22 protein-coding genes are annotated in these 23,586 nt (G+C 68.0%); 11 read left to right on the top strand and 11 right to left on the bottom strand.

Annotated elements, in window-relative coordinates; all coding sequences use genetic code 11:
• Positions 1-70: 70 nt before the first annotated feature.
• On the bottom strand, positions 71-631 hold the full coding sequence (locus GLA29479_RS17200; RefSeq protein ID WP_082638771.1) for an N-acetylmuramoyl-L-alanine amidase: 561 nt from the start codon (positions 629-631) through the stop codon (positions 71-73).
• Between the two features lie 39 nt (positions 632-670).
• On the opposite strand from GLA29479_RS17200, the gene GLA29479_RS17195 reads away from it, so the two are divergent.
• The 6 genes from GLA29479_RS17195 (at position 671) to GLA29479_RS17170 (ending at position 7,246) form a co-directional block, all read left to right on the top strand.
• On the top strand, positions 671-1,210 hold the full coding sequence (locus GLA29479_RS17195; protein WP_057972321.1) for an MOSC domain-containing protein: 540 nt from the start codon (positions 671-673) through the stop codon (positions 1,208-1,210).
• A gap of 22 nt (positions 1,211-1,232) precedes the next feature.
• The gene (locus tag GLA29479_RS17190) at positions 1,233-1,763 is read left to right on the top strand and encodes an alpha/beta hydrolase (protein WP_057972320.1); all 531 of its coding nucleotides are present in this window, start codon (positions 1,233-1,235) and stop codon (positions 1,761-1,763) included.
• A 12-nt stretch (positions 1,764-1,775) separates the two neighbouring features.
• Positions 1,776-4,088: a bifunctional 23S rRNA (guanine(2069)-N(7))-methyltransferase RlmK/23S rRNA (guanine(2445)-N(2))-methyltransferase RlmL gene (gene rlmKL, locus GLA29479_RS23860; RefSeq protein WP_082638770.1), complete on the top strand. Its 2,313-nt coding sequence runs from the start codon at positions 1,776-1,778 to the stop codon at positions 4,086-4,088.
• 58 nt (positions 4,089-4,146) lie between these two features.
• The gene (locus GLA29479_RS17180) at positions 4,147-4,740 is read left to right on the top strand and encodes a class I SAM-dependent methyltransferase (protein ID WP_057972319.1); all 594 of its coding nucleotides are present in this window, start codon (positions 4,147-4,149) and stop codon (positions 4,738-4,740) included.
• A 1,130-nt stretch (positions 4,741-5,870) separates the two neighbouring features.
• Positions 5,871-6,731: a pirin family protein gene (locus GLA29479_RS17175; RefSeq protein ID WP_057918669.1), complete on the top strand. Its 861-nt coding sequence runs from the start codon at positions 5,871-5,873 to the stop codon at positions 6,729-6,731.
• Between the two features lie 254 nt (positions 6,732-6,985).
• The gene (locus tag GLA29479_RS17170) at positions 6,986-7,246 is read left to right on the top strand and encodes a hypothetical protein (RefSeq protein ID WP_057918668.1); all 261 of its coding nucleotides are present in this window, start codon (positions 6,986-6,988) and stop codon (positions 7,244-7,246) included.
• A 77-nt stretch (positions 7,247-7,323) separates the two neighbouring features.
• Here GLA29479_RS17170 and aqpZ read toward each other — a convergent pair whose 3' ends face one another.
• From aqpZ to GLA29479_RS17130, 8 genes are all read right to left on the bottom strand, one after another.
• Positions 7,324-8,034, bottom strand: a complete 711-nt coding sequence (gene aqpZ, locus GLA29479_RS17165) for an aquaporin Z (RefSeq protein ID WP_057918667.1) — start codon at positions 8,032-8,034, stop codon at positions 7,324-7,326.
• 217 nt (positions 8,035-8,251) lie between these two features.
• A complete protein-coding gene (locus GLA29479_RS17160) occupies positions 8,252-8,719 on the bottom strand; it encodes a hypothetical protein (protein WP_144436587.1) in 468 nt (155 codons plus the stop codon).
• A gap of 95 nt (positions 8,720-8,814) precedes the next feature.
• The gene (locus GLA29479_RS17155) at positions 8,815-9,675 is read right to left on the bottom strand and encodes a pirin family protein (RefSeq protein ID WP_057918665.1); all 861 of its coding nucleotides are present in this window, start codon (positions 9,673-9,675) and stop codon (positions 8,815-8,817) included.
• A 127-nt stretch (positions 9,676-9,802) separates the two neighbouring features.
• Positions 9,803-10,210 carry a hypothetical protein gene (locus GLA29479_RS17150; RefSeq protein WP_057972318.1) on the bottom strand — a complete coding sequence of 136 codons (408 nt, stop codon included), beginning with the start codon at positions 10,208-10,210 and terminating at the stop codon, positions 9,803-9,805.
• An 89-nt stretch (positions 10,211-10,299) separates the two neighbouring features.
• The gene (locus GLA29479_RS17145; RefSeq protein ID WP_057972317.1) at positions 10,300-10,818 is read right to left on the bottom strand and encodes a SixA phosphatase family protein; all 519 of its coding nucleotides are present in this window, start codon (positions 10,816-10,818) and stop codon (positions 10,300-10,302) included.
• A gap of 19 nt (positions 10,819-10,837) precedes the next feature.
• A complete protein-coding gene (locus tag GLA29479_RS17140; protein ID WP_057918662.1) occupies positions 10,838-11,326 on the bottom strand; it encodes a GlcG/HbpS family heme-binding protein in 489 nt (162 codons plus the stop codon).
• A 183-nt stretch (positions 11,327-11,509) separates the two neighbouring features.
• The gene (gene mfd / locus GLA29479_RS17135) at positions 11,510-14,992 is read right to left on the bottom strand and encodes a transcription-repair coupling factor (protein ID WP_057972316.1); all 3,483 of its coding nucleotides are present in this window, start codon (positions 14,990-14,992) and stop codon (positions 11,510-11,512) included.
• Between the two features lie 341 nt (positions 14,993-15,333).
• On the bottom strand, positions 15,334-15,954 hold the full coding sequence (locus GLA29479_RS17130) for a GNAT family N-acetyltransferase (RefSeq protein WP_082638769.1): 621 nt from the start codon (positions 15,952-15,954) through the stop codon (positions 15,334-15,336).
• 444 nt (positions 15,955-16,398) lie between these two features.
• On the opposite strand from GLA29479_RS17130, the gene GLA29479_RS17125 reads away from it, so the two are divergent.
• The 4 genes from GLA29479_RS17125 to GLA29479_RS17110 all read left to right on the top strand — a co-directional run bounded on the left by GLA29479_RS17125 (position 16,399) and on the right by GLA29479_RS17110 (position 21,230).
• Positions 16,399-18,456 carry a TonB-dependent siderophore receptor gene (locus GLA29479_RS17125; protein ID WP_248842752.1) on the top strand — a complete coding sequence of 686 codons (2,058 nt, stop codon included), beginning with the start codon at positions 16,399-16,401 and terminating at the stop codon, positions 18,454-18,456.
• A gap of 215 nt (positions 18,457-18,671) precedes the next feature.
• Positions 18,672-19,586, top strand: a complete 915-nt coding sequence (locus GLA29479_RS17120; protein WP_057918660.1) for a cation diffusion facilitator family transporter — start codon at positions 18,672-18,674, stop codon at positions 19,584-19,586.
• Between the two features lie 151 nt (positions 19,587-19,737).
• Positions 19,738-20,745, top strand: a complete 1,008-nt coding sequence (locus tag GLA29479_RS17115) for a YwqG family protein (protein WP_057972314.1) — start codon at positions 19,738-19,740, stop codon at positions 20,743-20,745.
• Positions 20,742-21,230 carry a GNAT family N-acetyltransferase gene (locus tag GLA29479_RS17110; RefSeq protein ID WP_211264997.1) on the top strand — a complete coding sequence of 163 codons (489 nt, stop codon included), beginning with the start codon at positions 20,742-20,744 and terminating at the stop codon, positions 21,228-21,230. The genes GLA29479_RS17115 and GLA29479_RS17110 overlap by 4 nt, the downstream gene beginning before the upstream one ends.
• Before the next feature lie 94 nt (positions 21,231-21,324).
• Here the strand turns inward: GLA29479_RS17110 and GLA29479_RS17105 are convergent, their stop codons facing one another.
• Together GLA29479_RS17105 and GLA29479_RS17100 are read right to left on the bottom strand one after the other, a co-directional pair.
• Positions 21,325-21,531 (bottom strand): hypothetical protein, encoded by a 207-nt coding sequence (locus GLA29479_RS17105; RefSeq protein WP_031373318.1) that lies wholly within the window; start codon positions 21,529-21,531, stop codon positions 21,325-21,327.
• Positions 21,532-21,827: 296 nt separating this feature from the next.
• Entirely contained in the window at positions 21,828-22,688 is an 861-nt protein-coding gene (locus tag GLA29479_RS17100) for a 23S rRNA (adenine(2030)-N(6))-methyltransferase RlmJ (protein WP_057972313.1), read from the bottom strand.
• A 220-nt stretch (positions 22,689-22,908) separates the two neighbouring features.
• Between GLA29479_RS17100 and creB the strand changes: the two genes are divergently transcribed.
• Positions 22,909-23,583 carry a two-component system response regulator CreB gene (gene creB, locus GLA29479_RS17095; protein ID WP_057972312.1) on the top strand — a complete coding sequence of 225 codons (675 nt, stop codon included), beginning with the start codon at positions 22,909-22,911 and terminating at the stop codon, positions 23,581-23,583.
• The last annotated feature ends 3 nt before the right edge of the window (positions 23,584-23,586 follow it).

The raw sequence follows: 23,586 nt of genomic DNA, 5'->3' as shown, positions 1-23,586 counted from the left end.
GATCGGCTTGCCCGAGCCGCGGCTGCGATGGCCGGCCGGTTCCTGCCGGCTCGGGGCAGCGCTCAGGCGCTCAAGGCAGGCGTTGCAGCCCGCAGGCGTCGAGCACCTGCGGCCACGGAAAGCGCGGGCCGGGGTCGAGTTTGCGGCGCACCTGGCGCGTCGGGTCGTCGCTGGCCTCGACCTGCGTCGTGTCCAGGTCTTCGTGTCCGGCGATCAGGCTTAGCGAGGGCAGTTGTGCGCGCAGAGCCGCCAGCAAGGCCTGCAAGGCGTCGATCTGCGCCGGCGTATAGGCCTCGTCCATGGCCTGGTGGCGCGAATCCAGCCAATTCGGATAACGCCCGGTGTTGACCAGTTCGATACCGATCGAACGTTCGTTGTAACCGCGGGTGTGGTGGGCGATGCGCTCCGGCGCAACGTAGCGCGAGACGCTGCCGTCGCGGTCGATGTAGTAGTGGCCGCTATTGCCGGTGCCGGACTGCGGGTAGAGCACGCGTTCGCCGTATTCGCGCGCGGTGGCCAGGTCCGGCAGCTCGGTGCAATGGATCACGACCAGATCGATCGTCGCGGGGTCGCGCGCCTGCAACCGCGCTTCGTAGGGCAGGGGGGCGAGGACGAGGTTCAGGGGCGGCATGAGGGCGGATGCTACCATTCGCCCTCACACGGAGCCCCCATGACCCTGCCGCCCGCCGACTCCGCGCTAGGAAAACTCATGGCTACGCTGCCGCGTCCGGGCCGCGTGGAATGGATCGGTATCCGCCCCGCGCGGGGCACCGCGATGCAGGCGCTCGAGGAAGTCCTGGCCCAGGCCGGCGCCGGTCTGGCCGGCGATCGCTACAAGGGCAGCAGCGGCGAGCGCGGCATCACTCTGATCCAGGCCGAACACCTGCCGGTGATCGCGGCCCTGGCCGGGCTGGACGCGGTCGAACCGGCGCGCCTGCGCCGCAATATCGTCGTCTCCGGGTTGCCGTTGATCGCCCTCAAGGGCCGGCGTTTCCGTATCGGCGAGGTCTTGCTCGAAGGCACCGAGTCCTGCGATCCGTGCTCGATGATGGAAGCCGCGCTCGGCGCCGGCGGTTTCAATGCGATGCGCGGCCACGGCGGCCTGTGCGCGCGCATTCTCGAAGGCGGCACGATCCGGCGCGGCGATGCGCTGGTCGCCTTGACCGATGCGCAAGCGCTCGCGGCCGCGAACGATCGCGCAGCGGTCTGATTTTCTCTCTCGATCTGAGCGCATGGCTACTTCCGGACACTGCATCCTTTCCCATGGCTTCGAAAGCGGCCCCGACGCGACCAAGGTCACCGCCCTGGCCGAGGTCGCCGCGCGTTACGGCTGGACCCACGAACGTCCGGACTACACCGACCTGGACGCCAATCGCGAAGTCAGCGAACTTGGCGACGTGCCGGCGCGCATGCAGCGCCTGCTCGCCCTGACCCGCGCCGCGGCCGCGCGCGGCCCGGTGCTGCTGGCCGGCTCCAGCCTCGGCGCCTACATCTCCGGATGGGTGTCGCTGCAGGTGAAGCCGGCCGGCCTGTTCCTGATGGCGCCGCCGATCCGCATGGGCCACGCCGAACCGATGCAGGCCGCCGACGTACCGATCAGCATCATCCACGGCTGGGACGACGAATTGATCCCCGCCGCCGACGTCGTCGCCTGGGCCCAGCCGCGCCGTGCGCGCCTGCTGCTGGTCGACGACAGCCACCGGCTTTCGGCGCATGTCGAAGGCAGTGCGGAAGCCTTCGCGCGTCTGCTCGAACGAATCTGAGTAAGCACCACCATGAGTAAGTTTTACGCAAGCTGCGGCAAGGGCCTGGAATACCTGCTCGCCGACGAATTGATCGCGCTGGGCTGCCAGCGCGCGACCGCCGCGACCGCAGGCGTCAACGTCGAAGGCGAACTGGCCGACGCCCAGCGCGCAGTGCTGTGGTCGCGTTTGGCCAGCCGCGTGCTGTGGCCGATCGCCGAATTCGATTGCCCCGACGAACATGCCTTGTACGCCGGAGTCGCCGCGGTCGAGTGGCCGGAGCACATGGAGAGCGTGCACACGCTCGCGGTCGATGCGCACGTCTCCGGCGAAGCCATCACCCATGCGCGCTACGCCGCGCAGCGGATCAAGGACGCGGTGGTCGACGTGATGCGCGCGCGCACCGGCGCACGCCCCGACGTCGACACCGACGCACCCGACCTGCGCCTGAATTTCGTCCTGCGCAAGGGTCGCGGCATCCTCTCGATCGATCTCGGCGGCGGCTCGCTGCATCGGCGCGGCTGGCGCCAGAAGCAGGGCGAGGCGCCGCTCAAGGAAAATCTCGCCGCGGCGGTGTTGCTGCGCGGCGGCTGGCCGAAGGTCTACGCCCAGGGCGGCAGCCTGTTCGACCCGATGTGCGGCAGCGGCACCTTGCTGATCGAAGGCGCGCTGATGGCCGCCGACGTCGCGCCGGGCCTGCTGCGTCATGGCGCTTTGCCGCCGACGCGCTGGCGCGGTTTCGATTTCGCCGGCTGGCGCGCGCTGTGCGAGGAGGCGCGCACGCGCGAAGCCGCCGGCCGCGCCGCCCTGCGTCCGGCCTTCGCCGGCAGCGACGTCGACCCGCATGCGATCCGCTCGGCGCGCGACAACGAGGTCATGGCCGAACTCGCCGGCGTGATCGCATGGAACGTGTCCGCGGTCGAATCCCTGCAGTCGTTGCCCTTGGCGCAAGCGCCGACGCAACCTGTCCACCATCATCCTCGTGAAAGCGGGGATGCAGGGCTGCATCGTGACGAGGCTTCAAGCATTGATGAGAGCGGGGCCGGGCAGGAGCACGGCTCCGGTCCGGGTGGCTCGGCGGTTGCGGACGCTGCTACCCCAAGTGGCCTCGTAGTCTGCAATCCGCCCTACGACGCGCGTCTCGCCGCCGATCCCGCGCTCTACCGCGCGCTCGGCGAGGCGCTCAAGCGCCTGGTGCCGAGCTGGCGCGCGAGCCTGTTGTGCGGCGACGCCGCGCTGGCCCAGGCCACCGGCCTGCGCGCCGGCAAGAAGTACCAGATCTTCAACGGTGCGATCGAATGCGCGCTGATCGTCTGCGATCCGATCGCCCGCGTCGGCCACGCCGAACAGCGCGCCAAGGCCGAGGATGCCGCGCCGCAGCCTTTGTCGGAAGGCGCGCAGATGGTCGCCAACCGGCTGCGCAAGAATCTGCGCAAGCTCAAGTCTTGGCGTGAGCGCGAGGGGGTCACCTGTTTCCGCGCCTACGACGCCGACCTGCCCGAGTACTCGGCCGCGATCGACGTCTACGCCAGCGACGAAGCCGCGCCGCGCACGTACCTGCATATCCAGGAATACGCCGCGCCGGCGGATATTCCCGAGGCCGATCAGCGTCGCCGCCGCAACGAGCTGTTCGCCGCCGCGCGCGAAGTATTCGCGGTGCCGCGCGAACGCGTCGCGCTGAAGACCCGCAGCCGCGGCAAGGGCGGCAGCAAGTACGGTCAACTCGACCAGCGCGGCGAAGTGCTGGTCGTGCGCGAAGGCGCCGCGCGCCTGCGCGTGAACCCGTTCGACTACCTCGACACCGGCCTGTTCCTCGATCACCGCCCTATGCGTCTGCGCATCGCCGCCGAGGCGCGCGGCCGCCGTTTCCTCAACCTGTTCGGCTACACCGGCGCGGCGACCGTGCAGGCCGCGGTCGGCGGCGCCAACGAAACCACCACGGTCGACCTGTCGGCGACCTATCTGCAGTGGTGCGCCGACAACCTGCGCGAGAACGGCATGGGCGGCGCCCAGCACCGCCTGGTGCAGGCCGATGCCTTGGCCTGGCTGGAAGCCGACCGCAGCCGCTTCGACCTGATCTTCTGCGATCCGCCGACGTTCTCCAATTCCGCCCGCGCCGACGACTTCGACATCCAGCGCGAACACGTGCGCCTGCTGCGCGCCGCCGTCGCGCGCCTGGCCGATAACGGCGTGCTGTATTTTTCCAACAACTTTCGCCGCTTCCGCCTCGACACCGAGGCCGTGGCACAGTTCGCGCAATGCGAGGAAATCAGCGCCGAGACCATTCCGGCCGATTTCGCCCGCGATGCACGGATTCATCGCTGCTGGCGAGTGGAGCCGCGTTGATGCGGTTGTCGGTGGTCCTGATCGCAACAGGCGGACGCTCCGCTGTGGAGTTCCAGCCATGAAGCCGCATCGCAAAGTCGGAGCCTGGACGTTTTTCCGCCAGTGGCTCAAGAACCCGCTGCGCGTCGCCGCGGTGGCGCCGTCCAGCGCCGAACTGGCCGCGGCGATGATCGCCGAGCTGCCCGACGACGTTACCCGCGTGATCGAGCTCGGCGGCGGCACCGGCGCGATCACCCGCGCCTTGCTCGAGGCCGGCATTCGCGACGAAGACCTGCTGGTGCTGGAGCTCAACGAAGAGCTGCACGCGCATCTGCACCTGCGCTTCCCGCGCGTGCCGGTGCTGCTGGGCGATGCGCGCGAGCTGCCGCAGCTCGCGCGCGGGCACGGCTATCTCGAAAAGGGACCGGCCGATGCGATCGTGTCCGGGCTCGGCCTGTTGACCATGCCGCACCCGCTGCAGCGCGACATTCTCAAGGCCGCGTTCGCCTGCCTGAAGGAAGGCGGCGTATTCGTGCAGTTCACCTACGGCCCGGCCGCGCCGGTCGCCGATGCCGTCGCCCGCGCGCTGTCGCTGCAGGTGCGCCGCGGCGACTTCGTGCTGCGCAACGTGCCGCCGGCGACGGTGTTCGTGTACTCGCGCATCCGGCGCTGAGCCGCAGATCCGGGGTAGGAGCGGCGCGAGCCGCGGCCACGCTGTGTCCGGCTGCGGCGCTTCTCACCGCAGAGCGTTGAAACAACATCAACATCTTAAGCTTCCGTCCGCTGACGCGGCCGGGTTACTTTCTTTTGCTAAGCCCAAAAGAAAGGTAACCAAAGAGAGGGCTCTCCTTGCAAGGGCACAGGCCACGAGTGCGGTGCTGTCGCCGGGATTTTTCGATAAGACGTCCCTGTCTTATCGAAAAACGGCGCACGTCCTGTGCGCCGCCCTCCGGGTCTCCAGGTGTTCTCGCGAGCTAGGTGCTGCGCCAAGCTCTTTACGGCAACGGCAACGGCAACGGCAACGGCAACGGCATGGCATGGCAGTCGCAGGGCAGCCGCAGGGCTGCCTTTGGGGTAGGAGCGGCGCGAGCCGCGACCGCGTCATGACGGTAACGGCGCAGCATTCCGGTGGTCGCGTGGTCGCGACTCACGTCGCTCCTACAAGGATCATGGCGTCGCACGTGTGTCAGCTGTTTGCGGCTGCGGCTGCGGCTGCGGCTGCAGCCATGTCTTTCGCTTAGCTGTGCGTCGCTTCGCACTAGCGAAGGCAATAGAAGACCCGGAGGGCGGCCCGCAGGGATGCGGGCCGTTTTTCATCGGGACAGGGATGTCCCGTATGAAAAAGCCCCGCGGAAGCACCGCTCGTGCGGGCCTGTGATTCAAAGGAAAAGCATTTTTCTTTGGTTACCTTTCTTTTGTTGCTTATGACAAAAGAAAGTAACCCGCCGCTTTAGTGGCGGAAGCTTTTGGCGTTTGATCTAGATCAAGATCTAGATCTAGATCTTGATCTTGCTTGAGAGAAACGCCGCAAGAACGTCGCAGCGCGGTCGCGGCTGGCGCCACTCCTACCCTGCGACGGCACGCCGCTTCGATGAGCAACATCGGCGTTGGTGTTTCTGCGCGTCCCTTGGTCGCGACTTGTGACCGAAGGAAATCCAGCAGGACGCCGCTCCTACCCTGGGTCTTCGTTCAATATTGTTCTAATTTTGTAACTGATGTTTGCAATTTAATCAGTATTGTTCCATGTTTGCGGTGTCATCCTAACGCCCATCGCCGATACGGCGTTCCGTTTGGAGAAGCATCATGGCCACCGCCACCCACACCGATTACGCCCGCGTCGGCCGCAAATTGCGCGGCCAGGCGACTTCCGACGGCGCCGGCGTCCGCCTGACCCGGGTCATAGGCGGCCCTCAGCTGCCCGAGCTGGATCCGTTCCTGCTGCTCGACGAATTCGGCACCGACCGACCCGAGGACTACCTCGCCGGTTTTCCGGAACATCCTCATCGCGGTTTCGAGACCGTCACCTACATGCTCGACGGGCGCATGCGCCACCGCGACAACCACGGCAACGAAGGCGTGCTCGTGCCCGGCAGCGTGCAGTGGATGACCGCCGGCCGCGGCCTGGTGCATTCGGAAATGCCGGAGCAGGAGGCCGGGCGCATGCGCGGGTTCCAGCTGTGGGTGAACCTGCCGGCGCGCGAGAAGATGACCGAGCCCAAGTACCAGGAGTTCGCGCCGGATCGCATCGTGCAACTGCGTCCCGCGGAGGGCGTCGAGGTCAAGCTGATCGCCGGCCGCGTCGGCGAGGTCAGCGGCCCGATCGCGCAACCCGCGACCGATCCGGTGTATCTCGATATCGCCCTCGATGCCCATGCGCAGTGGGAGTACGAACTGCCCGAAGGCCACAATGCCTTCGCTTATGTCTACGAAGGCGGCATCGCCGTCGGTGACGGCGAGGATGCGCGCGGGATCGATGCGCAGGAGCTGGCGGTGCTGTCCGGGGGCCGCGTGCTCAAGTTGCGCGATGCCGGCCGCGGTAGCCGCCTGATCGTGGTGGCCGGGCGTCCGCTGCGCGAGCCGGTCGCGCGCTACGGCCCGTTCGTGATGAACACCAAGCAGGAAGTGATGCAGGCCTTCGTCGATTTCCAGGAAGGCAAGTTCTGACGGCGGCGCATCGTCGCAGCGGATCGAAGGGCCGCGCGCGAGCGCGACCTTTCGCTTCGCGCGGCCGGACAGGCGTCGGCGCCGGCGAAATACGCCGCAACGGCGCGATGTATCAGGATTGAACTGGCCGCAGCGCGGCGGCGTACGCGTTATCTGTCAACGCAACGCATCATCGCTGCAAGCCCGCGGCGACGGGCGAAGACACGCGCGTCGCCGCCCAAAGCCGCGGCGCGCGTCGGACAAGGAGCTCAGTCATGGCCACCAGAATCGATCCCAAGCAGTTCACCATCGTCGCCACCTTCGTATCGGCCGGCGTCGCCGCCGGCGCAGGCGGCTTCGTCATCGTCGGCGGCAAACTCAAGAAGGTGCCGCCGCGCGGCATCAAGCAGTTGCAGGCGGTGTATCAGATGCTCGAAGCCGCCGACGGTGTCGGCAATACCCGCCTGGCCGCGCAACTGCAGCAGCTCGCGATCGACGTCGCCGAGCAGGCGGTGAATCAGAAAGTCGCACGCTGACCGTAGCCACGAGCGATTGCGTCGAAAAAAAGCCGCGTCTTTCGACGCGGCTTTTTGTTACAGCATGAGCGGGCGACTCAGTCCTTGCCGAGCCAGCGATACACCGCGCCGCCGAGCAAGCCGCCGACGATCGGCGCGACCCAGAACAGCCACAGCTGGCTGATCGCGGCGCTGCCGGCGAACAAGGCCACGCCGGTCGAACGCGCCGGGTTCACCGAGGTGTTGGTGACCGGGATGCTGATCAGGTGGATCAGGGTCAGGCCCAGGCCGATCGCGATCGGCGCGAAGCCGGCCGGTGCGTTCTTGTGGGTGGCGCCGAGGATGATGATCAGGAACATCGCCGTCATGATCACTTCGGTCAGCAGGGCGGCGTGCATCGAATATCCGCCCGGCGACATCAGGTCGAAGCCGTTGCTGGCGAAGGTGCCGGCCGCGTTCGGGTCGTGGACGAAGTTGGGGCTGCCGCTGGCGATCTGCCACAGGATGAAGCCGGCGAGCAGGCCGCCGAGCACCTGCGCGACGATGTAGGGGATCAGGTCCTTGGCCGCGAAACGGCCGCCGGCCCACAGGCCGAAGCTCACCGCCGGATTGAAGTGGCCACCGGAAATATGGCCGAGGGCGTAGGCGCCGGTCAGCACGGTCAGGCCGAACGCCAGCGAGACGCCGAGCAGGCCGATGCCGAGCGGATTGCCGTCGCCGCCGAAATTCGCTGCGAGCACGGCGCTGCCGCAACCGCCGAGCACCAGCCAGAACGTACCGATGAACTCCGCACCGAGTCGCTTGATCATGATCGTCTTCCTTTTGAGTTATGGGCTTGCACGCGGCCCAGGGTCGGACGAACGCCCTGTTCAGCCAGGGAACGATACGCCACGACCCCATTCAGCCAGGCCGATTCTCATGCTGGCTGACAACTCAAAAATGCGCAACCCATCACAAAACAGTCGCGGGGCCAGCAAACCGCGACCGCAGTCAAATCGGTTCGTAGACAGACCCCGCGACGTGTTCCTACTTAGTGCTGCTCAGTCGCGTCGAGGGAAATCGCAGACCCTCGGTCTGGCCGATGACCTCCCGCAGTTGCTCGGGCGACGTCGCCTGCATCCAGATATGCGCATGCTTGCCGTTGCCGATATCGAGCAAGGTCTCGCGCACTTGGATGTTGGGCTTGCCGGCGAGTTCGCCGCGGTACCAATGCATGGCCTTGCCGTCGATCGTGCTGGCTTCGGCGCGATCGCTGCGCTTGGGCTCGAACGGCGACTTGGAGGCTATGTAGAGGCCGAAGGCTTCCGACTGGTCGGCACGCAGTGCGCGACAAAAGTCGGAATCGGCGCCGGCACGGTGTTCCCAGTGCAGGCCCGAATCGGCCGGTAGAAACGGACAGGCGCCTGGAGCGGCGGGTTCTTGCGCAGACGCACACACGACGAACACCAACGCCAGCCACGGCAATGCGTGCTGGCTCTTTACCCTTGACTTCACGATCGTCCCCCTGGAACCCGATTAGGTCAAAACGGTGCTGGAGCCTTTCAGCCCTGTGACCATAGTCCACTTCGGAGGCGTTGACAAACGTTACGTCATCGTTCAGGTAGAGGAATAAATTCGTGCTCGCCGGGGATCTCGCCGAATCGTCCCTCGGCCCAGTCCAGCTTGGCTTGCTCGATCCGCTCACGCGAACTTGAGACGAAATTCCACCACAGGTGGCGCGGCCCATCCAGCGGTTCGCCGCCCAGCAACATGGCCTTGAGCGGGGTCTTGGCGCGCAGGCGCGGGCGGCTGCCCGGGTCGAGCACGACCAGGTGCCGCGCCGGCAGGTCGGCGCCGTCGAGCTGGGCCTCGCCTTCGAGCAGGTACAGCGCGCGCTCGGCGTGGCTGTCCTCGATGTCGAGCTCGGCGCCGGGGTCTAGGTCGATGGCGACGTAGAGGGTGTCGGCGAACACCCGCACCGGCGACTCCTCGCCGAAGCCGCGCCCGGCGACGATGCGCAGCCAGGCGCCGTCGCGGCGCTGCTGCGGCAGGGTCGCGGCCGGATGGTGATGGAAAGCCGGTGCGGTCTCCTCGAACGAGCGCGGCAGCGCGACCCAGGTCTGCATGCCGTGCAGCGGGTGGCCACTGGCGCGCGGCGCCTGCGGGGTGCGTTCGGAGTGGGCGATGCCGCGGCCGGCGGTCATCCAGTTGACGTCGCCGGGGTTGATGTCCTGGATGCTGCCGAGGGTGTCGCGGTGGCCGATCGAACCGGCCCACAGGAAGGTCACCGTGGCCAGGCCGATATGCGGATGGGGGCGCACGTCGATGCCTTGGCCGGGCTCGAACACGGCCGGGCCGATGTGATCGACGAACACGAAGGGGCCGACCGACCGCGCCTGGATGCTCGGCACGGCGCGGCGGACTTCGAACCCGCCCAGGTCGTGTACGCGCGGGGCAACGATCTTGGTCATGGCACGGACTCCTGCAGGTCTAAGCCGGCAGGTTCGCATGTCTTTTATGCAATCAGACGCACGGTGCTGAAACTCGGTGTTGCACGAAAGAGGCTGGGAATCGCGCTCGCCTCAGCGCGCTTCGCGGTTATTCGGCGTCGACCTTGAGCGTCGCATTCGGCGGCTCGGCGAAATCCAGGCCTTGTACTTCGATGCGCCAGCCACCGGCGTTTTTACCCGCATCGCTGACGGTGTTGAAGCTCAGCGCCGACTTCGCCCCGTCGGCGCCGGTCCACTCGAACTCCAGCACGGCATCGCCGGCCCAGACGCATTGCACCTTCGGCGGGCAACGCGAGTCGGCGCTGATCGCGACGAAGCGCAGCTGCGAACGGTCGGGCAGGCTGGCCGACTCGCCTCGCGCCAGGCTGAAGGCCTGGCCAGGCGTTGCGGTCTTCGATGAGCCGGCGTTCTGGCCGGCATGGGCGCAGGCGGTCAGGGCGAGCGCGCCGCTCAACAGCGCGGCGGCAAGCGGGGCGGCAGGGAGCAAGGGACGCATCGGCGACTCCGTCGAATCACAGGGCGGTCCGGCGGAACCGCGGTCGATGCAGTCTAGGCCGCCGCGGGCGGGCGCCCAAGCGAGCGGCGTCACCGATCCTGGGTTTGCTCGAAGCTCGTTCGTCCTTGTGCGTCGATACGCACGACCATGCGGCGGTCGAATTCGGTTTCGGGCATCGGCGCGACTTCGCAGGCGCACAAGGCGGCGGCGATCGCGGGTGCGGTATTGCTGTGGCCGACTACCAGGACCGTGCCGTCGCGATGATCGCGGCGCAGGGCCGAGGCGAACTCGGCCGCGGCCTGCTTGGCGTCGTAGCGGGTCATCGTGAGCCCGTGCGCGCGCGCGGTCGGCTCGCCGGTCTGCTGGGTGCGGCGGTACTCGGTGGCATAGACCGCGCGCATCGGTGCCTTGGCCAGCGAGGTGGCGAGACGTTCGGCGCGCGCCTGTCCGGCTTCGCTGAGCGAGGGGTCGCGCGGGTCGTCCGCGCTCTTTTCGGCATGGCGCACGATCACGTAGGTGAGCAGCGTTTCCGGTTCGGCCGGACGGGTGGCGCAGCCGCCAAGCGCAAGGCTCAGGGCGAGGGCGGCGGTGCAGGTGATCGAACGCATGGCGTGTCCTCGCTGGGATTCAATCGTGGAGCAGGTCGGCGCCGGCCTGGGCGACCACGCCGTCCTGCGCCGCTTGCGCGCCGGACACGCCGATGCCGCCGATGACCTGATCGCCGAGCAGCAAGCGTACGCCGCCTTCGATCGGAGTGATGCCGGGCAGACCGAGCACGACCAGGTTGCCGTCGCCGAGCAGTTTCTGATGGAACGCGGTGTCGCGGCGATAGTTGGCCGCATGCACGGCCTTGCCGATGGCGACCTCGACGCTGGAGTTCGGGCTGCCGTCCATGCGCTGGAAATGCAGCAGGCGGCCGGCCTCGTCGACGATCGCGATGGCGACGTTAAGGCCGTCGGCGCGCGCCTTGTCCTCGGCCGCGGCGGCGATCCGCTTGGCTGCGGCGAGGTTGAGCACGCTGCGCTGGGTCAGTTGCGTCTTCAGCGGCGGTGCCGCAGCGGCTGGGGTGGCGAGGACGAGCAGGAGCGGGGCGAGCCAGTAGGTTAGACGAGACATGAGACGCTCGGGCCGGGGCGATAGGCGCAGCCTAAGAGGTGCGCGGGTATCGCGGGAGTGTCTTTTGTACTGGCGTGGATTGGGCGCTGGAAATGTTCTCGCTACGTTTGCTTGGAAGAGCTAAGGCCAAAGCTTGCGGCTCTCCCAAAAACGGCGGAGAGCCATCTTCCAGGCAACGCCCGCTCAGTGCTTCTTGTCGAGCAGCATCAGCAAGCCCTTCGCCGCCGCCAGGCGCGCCGGCGCGTCCGGCAGGTCCAGCTTGAGTTTGAGTTTGTCGGGGCCGTCCATCTGGTACAGCTTCGGCTGGCCCTGGATCAGCTTGATGATCGACATCGGGTCGACGTTCGGGCGCTCGACGAACTGCACCCGGCCGCCCTTTTCGCCGAGGTCGAGTTTGCGGATGCCGAGCTCGGTGGCGATCAGCTTGAGTTCGGCGACCGCGAACAGATGCTTGGCCGCATCCGGCAGCAGGCCGAAGCGGTCGATCATCTCGACCTGCAACTCGCGCAGTTCCTCGTCGCCGCGCGCGCCGCTGACGCGCTTGTACAGGGTCAGGCGGGTGTGCACGTCGGGCAGGTAGTCGTCCGGGATCAGCGCGGGGATGTGCAGCTCGACTTCGGCGCCGCGCGCGTCGGTCGAGTCGACGTCGGGCAGCTTGCCCTGGCGGATCGAGCGCACCGCGCGTTCTAGCAGCTCGGTGTACAGGCTGAAGCCGACCTCGGCCATCTGCCCGCTCTGGTCCTCGCCGAGCAACTCGCCGGCGCCGCGGATTTCCAGGTCGTGGGTGGCCAGGGTGAAGCCGGCGCCGAGTTCGTCCATCGAGGCGATCGCTTCCAGGCGCTTTTGCGCATCGGGCGTGATCGAGCGCTTGTCCGGAATCACCAGATAGGCGTAGGCGCGGTGGTGCGAACGGCCGACCCGGCCGCGCAACTGGTGCAACTGCGCCAGGCCGAACTTGTCGGCGCGGTTCATGATGATGGTGTTGGCGTTCGGGATGTCGATGCCCGATTCGATGATGGTCGTGCACAGCAGGACGTTGAAGCGCTGCTTGTGGAAGTCGAGCATCACGCTTTCGAGTTCGCGTTCGGCCATCTGGCCGTGGGCGACGCCGATGCGCGCCTCCGGCACCAGCTCTTCGAGCTGGCGCTTCATGCGGCCGATGCTCTCGACGTCGTTGTGCAGGAAATACACCTGGCCGCCGCGCGCGAGCTCGCGCTGGAAGGCCTCGCGCAGCTGCATGTCGTCCCAGGGCACGACGAAGGTCTGCACCGCCAGGCGATGCGCCGGCGGGGTCGCGATGATGCTCAGATCGCGCAGCCCGGCCATGGCCATGTTGAGGGTGCGCGGGATCGGCGTGGCAGTCAGGGTCAGCAGATGCACGTTGGCGCGCAGCGCCTTCAGCGCCTCCTTCTGGCGCACGCCGAAACGCTGCTCTTCGTCGACGATGACCACGCCGAGGTCCTTGAAGCGCACGTCCGGCTGCAGCAGGCGATGGGTGCCGACCACGACGTCGATCTTGCCCTCGCTGACCTTTTCCAACTCGGCCTTGATTTCCTTGGTGCTCTTGAAACGCGACAGCACTTCGACCTTCAACGGCCAGTCGGCGAAGCGGTCGCGCATGGTGCGGTAGTGCTGCTCGGCGAGCAGGGTGGTCGGCACCAGCACCGCGACCTGCTTGCCGGCGGTCGCGGCGACGAAGGCCGCGCGCACCGCGACTTCGGTCTTGCCGAAGCCGACGTCGCCGCAGACCACGCGGTCCATCGGCTGGCTGCTGCTGAGGTCGCGGATCACCGCCTCGATGGCCGAGTGCTGGTCGGGGGTTTCCTCGAACGGGAACCCGGCCGCGAACGGCTCGTACATCGAGCGGTCGACATCCAGCGCGAGGCCGGCGCGGGCCTGGCGCTTGGCCTGGATTTCCAGCAGTTCGGCGGCGACGTCGCGGACTTTCTCGGCGGCCTTGCGCTTGGCCTTGGTCCATTGCTCGCCGCCGAGCGAGTGCAGCGGCGCGGTTTCGACTGAAGCACCGGAATAGCGGCTGATCAGATGCAACTGCGCGACCGGCACGTACAACCGGTCGCCCTTGGCGTATTCGATTTCGAGGTATTCGCCCGGCTGGCCGCCGGCCTCGAGCACGATCAGGCCGCGGTAACGGCCGACGCCGTGATCCTCGTGCACGATCGGCGCGCCTTCGGACAACTCGCCGAGGTCGCGGATGATCGCTTCGGGTTCGCGGCCGACCCGCTTGCGCCGGCGCGGCTGCGCGGCGCGTTCGGGAAACAGCTGGCGTTCGGTCAGGATCGCCAGCGGCGGCTCGACCACGGCGAAGCCATCGTCGAACGGCGCCACCGCGATGGCGAAGCGGCTCGGCGAGGCGCCGTTCGCGAACGCGTTCCAGTCGGCGACCACGTCCGGCTTCAGGCCTGCGGCCTGCAACACTTCGAGCAAGGCCTCGCGGCGGCCGGCGGTGTCGGAGGCGATCAGCACGCGTCCGGGATAACTGCTCAGGAACGACTTCAGCGCTTCGGCCGGGGCGGCGTCGCGCGCCGCGACCGGCAGGGTCGGCGCCGGCTGGTCGCCGAGCGCGAGCGCCTTGGCGCGTTGCGGATGCTGTTCGCCGCACAACTCGATGCGCGCGCCTTCGTTGAGCTTTTCGCGCAGGCCGACCGGGGTCAGGTACAGCGTGTCGGGCGGCAGCAGCGGGCGTTCGAGATCGTGCCGGCGCTGCTCGTAGCGCTCGCCGGTCTGGGCCCAGAACGCGTCGGCGGCGTCGAGCGCGCCGTCGGCGATCACCGGCAGCATGCGTTCGTCGAGGTAGTCGAACAGAGTCGCGGTCTGCTCGAAGAACAGCGGCAGGTAGTACTCGATGCCCGACGGCGCGATGCCCGACTTCAAGTCCTGATAGAGCGCGCTGCGCCGGGTGTCGAGGTCGAAACGCTCGCGCAGCGCGTCGAGCGCGCGCTTGAGCGAAGCATCGTCGAGCGGCACTTCGCGGCCCGGCAACAGCCGCACCGCATCGATCTTGTCGAGCGAGCGCTGCGACTCGGGATCGAAGGCGCGGATGGTCTCGATCTCGTCGTCGAGCAACTCGACCCGGAACGGCGAGTCGGCGCCCATCGGATAGACGTCGAGCAGGCCGCCGCGCACGGCGAAGTCGCCCGGGTCCAGCACTTGCGGCACGTGCCGGTAGCCGGCCGATTCGAGCCGGCGTTTTTCCGCGTCCAGGTCGAGGCGTTGGCCGACCGCGACGTCGAAGCTGCCGCCGACCACGTGGCGCAGCGGCGCGAGGCGCTGCAGCAAGGTCTGCACCGGCACCACGACGATGCCGCGCTTGAGCGTCGGCAGGCGATGCAAGGCCGCCAGACGTTGCGAGACGATGTCCGGGTGCGGGCTGAACAGATCGTAGGGCAGGGTTTCCCAGTCCGGGAACGGCAGCACCGGCATAGCGCCGTCGCTGGCGCCGTCGCGGCCGAGCAGGGTGCGCAGATCGGATTCGAGCTGGTGCGCGCCGTGGTTGTCGCGTGCGATCGCAAGCAGGGGGCCGTCGTGTTCGGCGGCGGCGCGGGCGATCGCCCAGGCCAGGGCGGAAGGCGAGGCCGGCGCACGCCACCAGGCGCGCTGCTGGCCGATCTTGGGCAGCAGGGACACGGGAGAGAGAGATGATTTCATGGAGTCGGCTAGTTTAGTGGATCGGCCGCGCGTGCCGGGCGGGCGGCTGCGCGCTTTGCGCAGGCGATCTGTGCGAGCTTGTTTTTCTGCGTGATCGGCGTCGCTGCGCGGGTTGCGTCAACCGAGTGGATGATCGGCCGGACAACGCGATCGGCCGCAGGCGTCGCTGCGGTTGCCGCTATCGAGTGCTGTGCCGTTTCTGGCCGTTGGCTCAGTCCGGGGTGCGATCAGGGGCGGGGCGGCGAACGGATCGATCGCGACGGGCGTGGACGATCACCGGCACGAGGAGGCGGCGCGCCGGGCGATGGCACCGGCGGTGTCGTTGGACAGCCCTTGGGTGCTCAGGGCTCGTTGCTGTCGTCGGTCGGGTTGTCGCCGATCTTGCGGTCGGCGGCCTGCTGCTCGGCCGCGCGTGCGGCTTTCGAACGTAGATCCAGCACCACCCGGATCAAGCCCGGGGAATCCTGCTGGAACTCGCGCTCGAAGCCGAGCGACTGCGCCAGCGACAGCATCGGGGTGTTGTGCTCGAACACCTCGCCGTACAGGCGATGCACCTTCTTGCCGCGCGCCCATTTGACCAGGCGCGTCATCAGATAGCGGCCTAGGCCCATGTTGGCGATGTAGCGGCTGACCAGGATCGCGAACTCGGCGTCATGGCTGCGTTCGTCGATGGCGACGCGGGCGACCGCGCCGACCAGGGCTTCGCCGGGAGGCAAGGGTTCGGCCGCGACCAGGGCGAACTCGGTGCGCGGATCGATCCGAGTGAAGCGCTCGGCCATTTCCGGCGTGAGTTCTTTCAGCGCGTAGAGGAATCGCTGCCGCACCTCATCGGGTTGCAGCAGAGTAAAGCCCGCTCGCAAGGGCTCGGCATCTTCCGGACGCACCGGACGAATCAATACTTCGCGTCCGTTGGGAAGACGCTGGCGTTCATGCCAGGGCGGCAAACGTTCACGCGTGGCCATGGTCGGATATTGGCACATTGTGACGGACTTCGCCCTTCATCTTTAGGCTCGGTTGACGCCGGTCCGACCGGCGGCATGCCATAGCCCGCAATTCCACGGTCGAGAGGCGAAAGGCGGGGCCCTCGCGACAATGTGCCTGACTGTTCTTTTTCTTGACGCAATCGATGCTTGAAATGAGAATTGCTCGCATCATGCCGCCGACTCGCCGGCCTGACAACCGCCTCTAAGGCCAGCCAGACGCCCGCGCCGCCGGGCTCAGCCAAATGCCGCCTGCCGCCGCCCGACCGGACGATGCCTCGCCCGTGTCTGCGGCCGTGTTGCGCCTGTGCGCAGGCGGCCGGGGCGCCGCCGATCCCTTCGCCCAGCTTTGGAATACCCCTGATGACGTTTTCGCATTCGTTGCGCCCGCTTCCGCCTCGTCCGCACTGTCTCGCCCGGGGCTTGTTGGCCGCGTTGACCGCACTGGCCGCGGGCACGGCCTTCGCCGACGCCGCCGAGCGCGAGGCCAAGCGCCTGGACTCGGTGGTCGTGGTCGCCGACCGCGCCACCACCGCGACCAAGACCGATACGCGCCTGATCGAAACCCCGCAGGCGATCAGCGTGATCACCGCCGAGCAGGCCGCCGACCGCGGCGTGCAGAACCTGCAGGAGACCCTGCGCTATTCGGCCGGCGCCTACAGCGAGGCCTACGGCCTGGACACGCGCAGCGACGGCTCGCTGGTGCGCGGCTTCTCGCCGGTGTCCTTCCTCGACGGCATGACCCGGCAGATCGGTTCCAGCCTGGTGCCGCGCCCGGAGGTCTACACGATGGAACGCGCCGAGCTGCTGCGCGGGCCCTCGTCGATGCTGTACGGCGCCGGCGGTTCCGGCGGCGTCTTCAACCTGGTCAGCAAGCGCCCGCAGTTCCAGCGCGCCGGCGAAGTCGGCCTGAGCTACGGCACGAACCAGCGCAGGCAGCTGCAGTTCGACCTGACCGGCCCGCTTAACGAGGCCGGCACCGTCGCCGGCCGCATCGTCGGCGTGGCGCGCGACGCCCAGCAACAGACCGATCGCATGCCCGACGACCGCCTGGTGCTGGCGCCTTCCTTGACCTGGCGCATTTCCGACGCGACCCAGCTGGCCTTCCTGGGCCTGCTGCAGAAGGACGAGAGCGGATCGAGCCAGCAGTTCCTGCCGGTGGTTTCGACTTTGCGCGCGGCGCCGGGCCGGCGCCTGCCGAACCATCGCCTGCTCGGCGAGCCCGATGCCGACCGCCTCGACAGCCGCCAGGCCAGCGCCACCGTGTTGTTCGAGCACGCCTTCTCCGATGCGCTGCGCTTCAACAGCAGCCTGCGCTACGCCAAATCACGCACCGATTTCACCGAGATCTATCCGGACGTCTACTCCAATCCGGGCAATCCCTTCCTCGATGCCGAAGGACGGGTGCTGCCGCGCTCGGCCTACATCAACAACCCGCGCATCGACACGCTGACGGCCGACAACAACGTCCAGATCGATTTCGCCACCGGCGCGCTGCGCCATACCGTGTTGGCCGGTGTCGACTACCTGCGTTTCCGCCAGACCGCGATGACCGGCTTCGGCGCGACCACGCCGATCGACGCCTATGCGCCGGTTTACGGCCACTTCGTGCTGCCCGGGCTTGCGCCGCAGCCGCGCCAGGACCAGACCCAGGTCGGTGTCTACGTGCAGGACCAGATCCGCTGGGGCGAGCGCGTCACCGCCGTGCTCGGCGCGCGCCGCGACCGTGCCCGCACCCAGGTCGGCGATCAGCCGCGCATCGAGGACTACGCCACCAGCTACCGCGCCGGCTTGATCGTCGATGCCGGCCGCGGCTTCTCGCCGTACCTGAGCTACAGCGAGTCGTTCCTGCCGATCGGCAGCCTGGATTTCTTCAGCCAGCCGTTCAAGCCGCAGCAAGGGCGCCAGTACGAGATGGGCGTTAAATGGCAGCCGCGCGAGCAGACCCTGGTGACCCTGGCGGTGTACGACATCCGCGAAAAGAACCGCCAGACCAACGACCCAGAAAACGTGCTCAATTCGGTGCAGACCGGCGAGGTCAGTTCCAGGGGCGTCGAGCTCGAGGCCACCCACACTCTGGCCAACGATTTCTACGTCACCGCGAGCTACAGCTACAACGAAGCCGAAGTGACCCGCAGCAACTTCGCCCCCGAGGTCGACCGCCAGCTCGCCGACGTGCCGAAGGAACTCGCCTCGGTCTGGGGCGTGAAGCAGTTCGACTGGGGCGACAGCGGCCGCATCCGCCTGGGCGCCGGCGTGCGCCACGTCGGCTCGACCCTGTCGATCGGCGGCAACGGCAGCCTGCGCACGCCGGGCTATACCCTGGCCGATGCGTTGGTCTCCTTCGATCTGCCGCAGTGGTCGTTCACGCTCAACCTGACCAACCTGGCCGACAAGCAGTACTACGCACCGTGCCGGGCGTTCGGCGACTGCTTCACCGGCAACGGCCGCAATGTCACCGGCACGGTGACCTACCGCTTCTGACCCGGGCCGCGCGACCGCCGGGGTCGCGCGTTGAAGCGGCGGCCCCGCGAAGGCGGGGAGGCCGCGGCCCGTCCCGGTCGCCGCAGGCGCGGCCGAGGGCGACGAGGCCGGCCCCAACCGCGGCGCAGCGGCTTGGGTGCGCCGGTTGCGGCTGCGTATCGGCCTTAATCGGCAATGCTAGACTTCGCCGCTGAACCTCAAGGAGCAACGTTGTCATGGCCGGTGGTGGCGATTCGACCCGCGCAATTCTGTTCGCACTTGGTGCCAATTTCGCCATCGCGGTATCCAAGGGCGTGGCGGCGTACTTCACCGGTTCCAGCGCGATGCTGGCCGAGACCGTGCACTCCCTGGCCGACTGCGGCAACCAGGGCCTGTTGATCCTGGGCCTGAAACAATCCAAGCGGCCGCCGTCGCCGGACTATCCGCTCGGCTACGGCAAGGCCATCTATTTCTGGTCGTTCCTGGTCGCGGTGATGTTGTTCACCGTCGGCGGCATGTTCTCGCTGTACGAGGGCATCCACAAACTGCAGCACCCCGAACCGCTCAAGCAGTGGTGGTGGGCGGCCGGCGTGCTGACCTTCGGCATCGTCGCCGAGGCGGTATCGATGCGCGCCTGTCTGCAGGAAGTCGCCAAGGCCCGTGGCCAGCGCTCGTTGTGGCAGTGGTTCCGCGAGAGCCGCCAGGCCGAACTGGTGGTGATCTTCGGCGAAGATCTGGCCGCCTTGTTGGGCCTGGTGCTGGCGTTGGCGGCGGTGCTGCTGGCGGTGGCCACAGGCAACCCGATCTGGGACGCCATCGGCACCATCAGCATCGGCGCGTTGCTGATCATCGTCGCGGTGTTCGTGGCGATCGAGGTCAAGGCGATGCTGATCGGCCAGAGCGTCGATCCGCAGCGTCAGTTGCAGATCCGCGAGTTCCTCGACGGCCGCCCGGAAATCGCCCGCGTGATCAGCCTGATCACCCTGCAGCTCGGCAACGAGGTGATGGTTTCGGTGCAGGCGCAGATGCGCGAGGAGCAGAGCGTGGCGGCCCTGACCGACCAGATCAACACGGTCGAGCGGGCGATGAAGCAGGCCTTCCCGGAAGTGCGCTGGAGCTTCTTCGAGCCGGATTCGAAGTCCGGCGATTGAGCCGAGGCAACGGCGCCAGGCCGTGCCGCAACCACCACGATCAAGCCGGAAGCGTTCGCGCTTCCGGCTTTTTCTTGGCCGCGATCTTCGCCCTGACCGTTCTCGGCGATACTCTGCGCAGGCGACGTAGCCGAGGGATGGCGGGCAGGCGATGAAGACGGGAACCGCGGTGTTGTTGTCGATGGCGATCGTGGTCGCGGGCCTCGCCGCGACCGCCGGCGTGGGCTACGCCGTGTATCGCAATATCGAAGGCCAGATCGAAAAGGGCGCCGCGCAAACTGGGGCCGACGCCGGCCTGCCGGACAGCGGCGCACAAACGCCGGGCTGCGCCAAGGCCGACGACGACGCACAGGCCAAGGCGGTGCTCGCGCCGGCCGACGAGGCGCTGCGCAAGACGCAACGGCCGGTGGCGCGGATCGAGTTGAGCGCATTGGCGCGCGACGACGCCGGGATCAGCAAGGTCGGCGGCCAGGCCTATTGGGCGGCCGGGCGCGACTATCCGCGCGATGGCAAGGGCCAGCCCTTGTTCCTGCTGGCCCAGGTCAATCTGGCCGAAGTGCCGAAGATGCCCGGCTACCCCGAGCGCGGCATGCTGCAGTTCTTCATCTCCGGCGACGATTACTACGGCGCTGCGCTCGACGACGCGCACGGCCAGGGCCGCATGGACGCGCTCGCCAAGCAGACCGGCTTCCGGGTGATCTATTGGCCGGAACTGGCGGCCGCGGCGATCGCGCCGCCGAAGGCGACGGCCGGGGCCGATTCGCTGCCGTTCGACCCGGCTAAACCGCAGCGTATGCGCTTCATCGCCGACCACGAGATCATCGGCGCCAACGATGCGCATTTCGAGCAGGCGCTGGAAGGCGGGGTCGAGCCGTTGATCGAGCGTTATCGCGGCGAGCATCCGGATGCGACCGAGGAAGACCTGCAGGACGCGCTCAGCGATTACCTGTCGCGTTCCGGGCACAAGCTCGGCGGCTACCCCGACTTCACCCAGAGCGACCCGCGCGAGTCCTCGGACCGGCGCCTGTTGTTGTTCCAGCTCGACAGCGACGACGCGCTGATGTGGGGCGATTCGGGCATCGCCAATTTCTTCATCGACCCCGACGACCTCGCCCGCGCCGATTTCAGCCGCGTGTCCTATCACTGGGACTGCTATTGAGCGCGCCAAGCCTGCGCCGTTATCGGGCCGAGGATCGCGCCGCCTGCCTGGCCTTGTTCGACAGCAACGTGCCGGATTACTTCGCCGAGCTTGAACGCGCCGATTTCATCCGGACCCTCGACGAAATCGACGACGAGATCGTTGGCTATTGGGTGATCGAGCTCGAAGGCGAGGGCATCGTCGCCTGCGGCGGTTATGCGGCCAGCGATGGCGACGCCAGCATCGCGGTGCTGTGTTGGGGCATGGTCCGGCGCGACCTGCATCGGCGCGGGCTCGGCGAGCGCCTGTTGAGCGAGCGCCTGCGCCGCATCGATGCCGAGCCGGCGTTCGCCTGGAGCGTGCTCGAGACCACCCAGCACAGCCGGGCCTTCTACGCCCGCCATGGCTTCCGGGCGATGTGCGAACAGCGCGACGGTTTCGCGCCGGGCTTCGACCTGGTCGAGATGCGCCGACCCCGCAACGGCGTGGTGGACGGCGAAGGCTGAGCCGCCGCGGCTCAGTCGTCTTGCTGCTTCGCAGGCCGCTTGCCAGGGCCGGAGACCGGAGAGAGCGGACTCTCCCCGGTCGTGCCGTGATCGATCAGGGCAGGATGCAGCCGCAGCGGCGATAGCACTGCGAGTAGGTCACGTAGCACTGGGTGCCGCCGTTGTTCTCGCAGTTGGTCAGTGCGGTCTCGCAGCCGAGCCGGCAGGTGTTGTTGCAGCCGGCGGCGCCGGCGGTCGACGCCATGCCGATGCCGAACGCGAACGCGCAGATCGCAAGGAACGAAATCTTCTTCCTGGACATTCGAACTCCCTCTCCATTCGCCCTTCAGTGGGCCCGGGAGTGATACGCCGGGATCCAAGCGCGTCGCAAGCGGCCAATCGCGGCCAGGCGGGCACGACGGCGAATGACGCCGCCGTCGATTCGGCCGGGTTTTACCGAGGTTTCGGCGTTTGCCGGCCAGCGTTCGCGGCCCGCGCTCGGCGGGCGGCGATGCGGCGAATGCAATCGCAGGTGGTCATCGAAAGCCAGCGCGCCTCGGCGTCTCGCTGCATTGCAGCGAGGTATTGCAGGGAGCTTGCGCGATGCTTCGGTACGGCTCAGTCGGCCTGCTTGAGCCAGCTCACCGCCGCCGATGCATCCGCGGTTTCGGCCAGCGTGCGTGCCAGCACCGGCAGCGCGGCCCCCAGGGTCTGGTCGAACTGCCACGGCGGATTGAGCAGCAGCAGGCCGCTGCCGTTCATGCGCAGCGGCGAGTCGTCGGCGCGCACCAGCAGTTCGGCGGTCAGGATCGACTTGGCCGGCAGGGTGGCGGCGCGGCGGTAGAACGGCTGCAGGGCGCGGCGGCGCTTGATCGGGTACCACAGCACGTAGCAGCCCTGCGGCCAGCGGGCGAGGGCGTCGCGCAAGGCGCCCAGGGCGGTATCGAATTCTTCGAGCTGGGCTTCGTAGGGCGGGTCGATCAGGACCAGGCCGCGGTTGTAGCGGGTCGCGCCGATCTTCGGCGGCAACATGGCCTTCATCGCCGCGTAGCCGTCGCGCGCGTGCACTGCGACGCGCGGATCGGCCTTGAAGTGATGCTCCAACTGGCTAGCTTCTTCCGGCTGCAGCTCGCAGGCGGCGATGCGGTCGTCCTCGCGCAAAGCATGCGCGAGCAGCCAGGGCGAGCCGGGATAGGCCGAGGGGCCGTGCTCGTTGCGGCAGGCGCGCACCGCGGCCAGGTAACGGCTGATCGCGGCCTGTTTCGGCGCCTCGGCCAGCAGGCGGCCGATACCGCCCTCGGCTTCGCCGGTGCGCAGCGCCGAATTGCCGTCGAGCGGATACAGGCCGCGCCCGGCATGGGTGTCCAGGGCGAACAGCGGCGCGGGCTTGACGGTCAGGGCATCGCACAGGGCCAGCAAGGCGACGTGCTTGAGCACATCGGCGTGATTGCCGGCATGGAAGGCGTGGCGATAGTTCATTGAGGCCGGGATTCGAGATTCGGGAGAGGGGATTCGGAGAGAAGACGCGCCGGCATAGGGGGCCGAGGGACATGGCGCCGACGGGCAAGACGCCGGGGGCATTATGGGGCCATAGCGGTCGCGGCGTTTTCCGGGGCGGCAACCGGAGGCCCGGCAAGGCATCATGGGCGGCATTACTGCGTTACCGATTCCCCATTCCCGACTCCCGATTCCCGGCCCCATGCGCATCCTGCTCGTCGAAGACGAATCCGCCATTGCCGATACCGTGCTCTATGCCTTGCGCGCCGAAGGCTTCGAGGCGGTGCACTGCCTGACCGGCGGCGAAGCCCTGCGCGAGGCCGCGCGCGTGGCCTTCGACCTGGCCGTGCTCGATATCGGCCTGCCCGACATCGGCGGCTTCGCCCTGTGCCGCGAGCTGCGCCGCGGCCGCGACCTGCCGGTGATCTTCCTGACCGCGCAGAACGCCGAGGCCGACCGCATCCTCGGCCTGGAAATCGGCGCCGACGACTACGTCACCAAGCCGTTCTCGCCGCGCGAGCTGGCCACCCGCGTGCGCGTGGTGCTGCGGCGCGCGCGCGCCGGCGCGGCCGAGACGGCCGCGGTCGAGGACGGCTTCGTCCACGACCTGGAAGGCAAACGCATCCGCTACCGCGGCCAGGCCCTGGACCTGACCCGCTACGAATACGGCCTGCTCGCGGCCCTGCTGCAGCGCCCGGGCGCGGTGTTGTCGCGTGCGCAGCTGATGGACCGGGTCTGGGGCGACGCCCTCGACAGCGGCGACCGCACCGTCGACACCCATATCAAGACCTTGCGCGCCAAGCTGCGCGACGTCGCCGCCGACCGCGACCCCATCCGCACCCATCGCGGCCTGGGCTATTCGCTCGAAGCCTCGTAAGCG

Source organism: Lysobacter antibioticus (genome assembly GCF_001442535.1).
Classification (GTDB): Bacteria; Pseudomonadota; Gammaproteobacteria; order Xanthomonadales; family Xanthomonadaceae; genus Lysobacter; species Lysobacter antibioticus.
Note: the sequence above shows the minus strand (reverse complement) of the source record. Positions and strands in the feature narration are given on the sequence as shown.

Excerpts from the sequence above, each read along its gene's own strand:
- GLA29479_RS17200 (WP_082638771.1), bottom strand. The coding sequence starts at position 631 with ATGCCGCCCCTGAACCTCGTCCTCGCCCCCCTGCCCTACGAAGCGCGG.
- GLA29479_RS17195 (WP_057972321.1), top strand. The coding sequence starts at position 671 with ATGACCCTGCCGCCCGCCGACTCCGCGCTAGGAAAACTCATGGCTACG.
- GLA29479_RS17190 (WP_057972320.1), top strand. The coding sequence starts at position 1,233 with ATGGCTACTTCCGGACACTGCATCCTTTCCCATGGCTTCGAAAGCGGC.
- rlmKL (WP_082638770.1), top strand. The coding sequence starts at position 1,776 with ATGAGTAAGTTTTACGCAAGCTGCGGCAAGGGCCTGGAATACCTGCTC.
- GLA29479_RS17180 (WP_057972319.1), top strand. The coding sequence starts at position 4,147 with ATGAAGCCGCATCGCAAAGTCGGAGCCTGGACGTTTTTCCGCCAGTGG.
- GLA29479_RS17175 (WP_057918669.1), top strand. The coding sequence starts at position 5,871 with ATGGCCACCGCCACCCACACCGATTACGCCCGCGTCGGCCGCAAATTG.
- GLA29479_RS17170 (WP_057918668.1), top strand. The coding sequence starts at position 6,986 with ATGGCCACCAGAATCGATCCCAAGCAGTTCACCATCGTCGCCACCTTC.
- aqpZ (WP_057918667.1), bottom strand. The coding sequence starts at position 8,034 with ATGATCAAGCGACTCGGTGCGGAGTTCATCGGTACGTTCTGGCTGGTG.
- GLA29479_RS17155 (WP_057918665.1), bottom strand. The coding sequence starts at position 9,675 with ATGACCAAGATCGTTGCCCCGCGCGTACACGACCTGGGCGGGTTCGAA.
- GLA29479_RS17150 (WP_057972318.1), bottom strand. The coding sequence starts at position 10,210 with ATGCGTCCCTTGCTCCCTGCCGCCCCGCTTGCCGCCGCGCTGTTGAGC.
- GLA29479_RS17145 (WP_057972317.1), bottom strand. The coding sequence starts at position 10,818 with ATGCGTTCGATCACCTGCACCGCCGCCCTCGCCCTGAGCCTTGCGCTT.
- GLA29479_RS17140 (WP_057918662.1), bottom strand. The coding sequence starts at position 11,326 with ATGTCTCGTCTAACCTACTGGCTCGCCCCGCTCCTGCTCGTCCTCGCC.
- mfd (WP_057972316.1), bottom strand. The coding sequence starts at position 14,992 with ATGAAATCATCTCTCTCTCCCGTGTCCCTGCTGCCCAAGATCGGCCAG.
- GLA29479_RS17130 (WP_082638769.1), bottom strand. The coding sequence starts at position 15,954 with ATGGCCACGCGTGAACGTTTGCCGCCCTGGCATGAACGCCAGCGTCTT.
- GLA29479_RS17120 (WP_057918660.1), top strand. The coding sequence starts at position 18,672 with ATGGCCGGTGGTGGCGATTCGACCCGCGCAATTCTGTTCGCACTTGGT.
- GLA29479_RS17115 (WP_057972314.1), top strand. The coding sequence starts at position 19,738 with ATGAAGACGGGAACCGCGGTGTTGTTGTCGATGGCGATCGTGGTCGCG.
- GLA29479_RS17105 (WP_031373318.1), bottom strand. The coding sequence starts at position 21,531 with ATGTCCAGGAAGAAGATTTCGTTCCTTGCGATCTGCGCGTTCGCGTTC.
- GLA29479_RS17100 (WP_057972313.1), bottom strand. The coding sequence starts at position 22,688 with ATGAACTATCGCCACGCCTTCCATGCCGGCAATCACGCCGATGTGCTC.
- creB (WP_057972312.1), top strand. The coding sequence starts at position 22,909 with ATGCGCATCCTGCTCGTCGAAGACGAATCCGCCATTGCCGATACCGTG.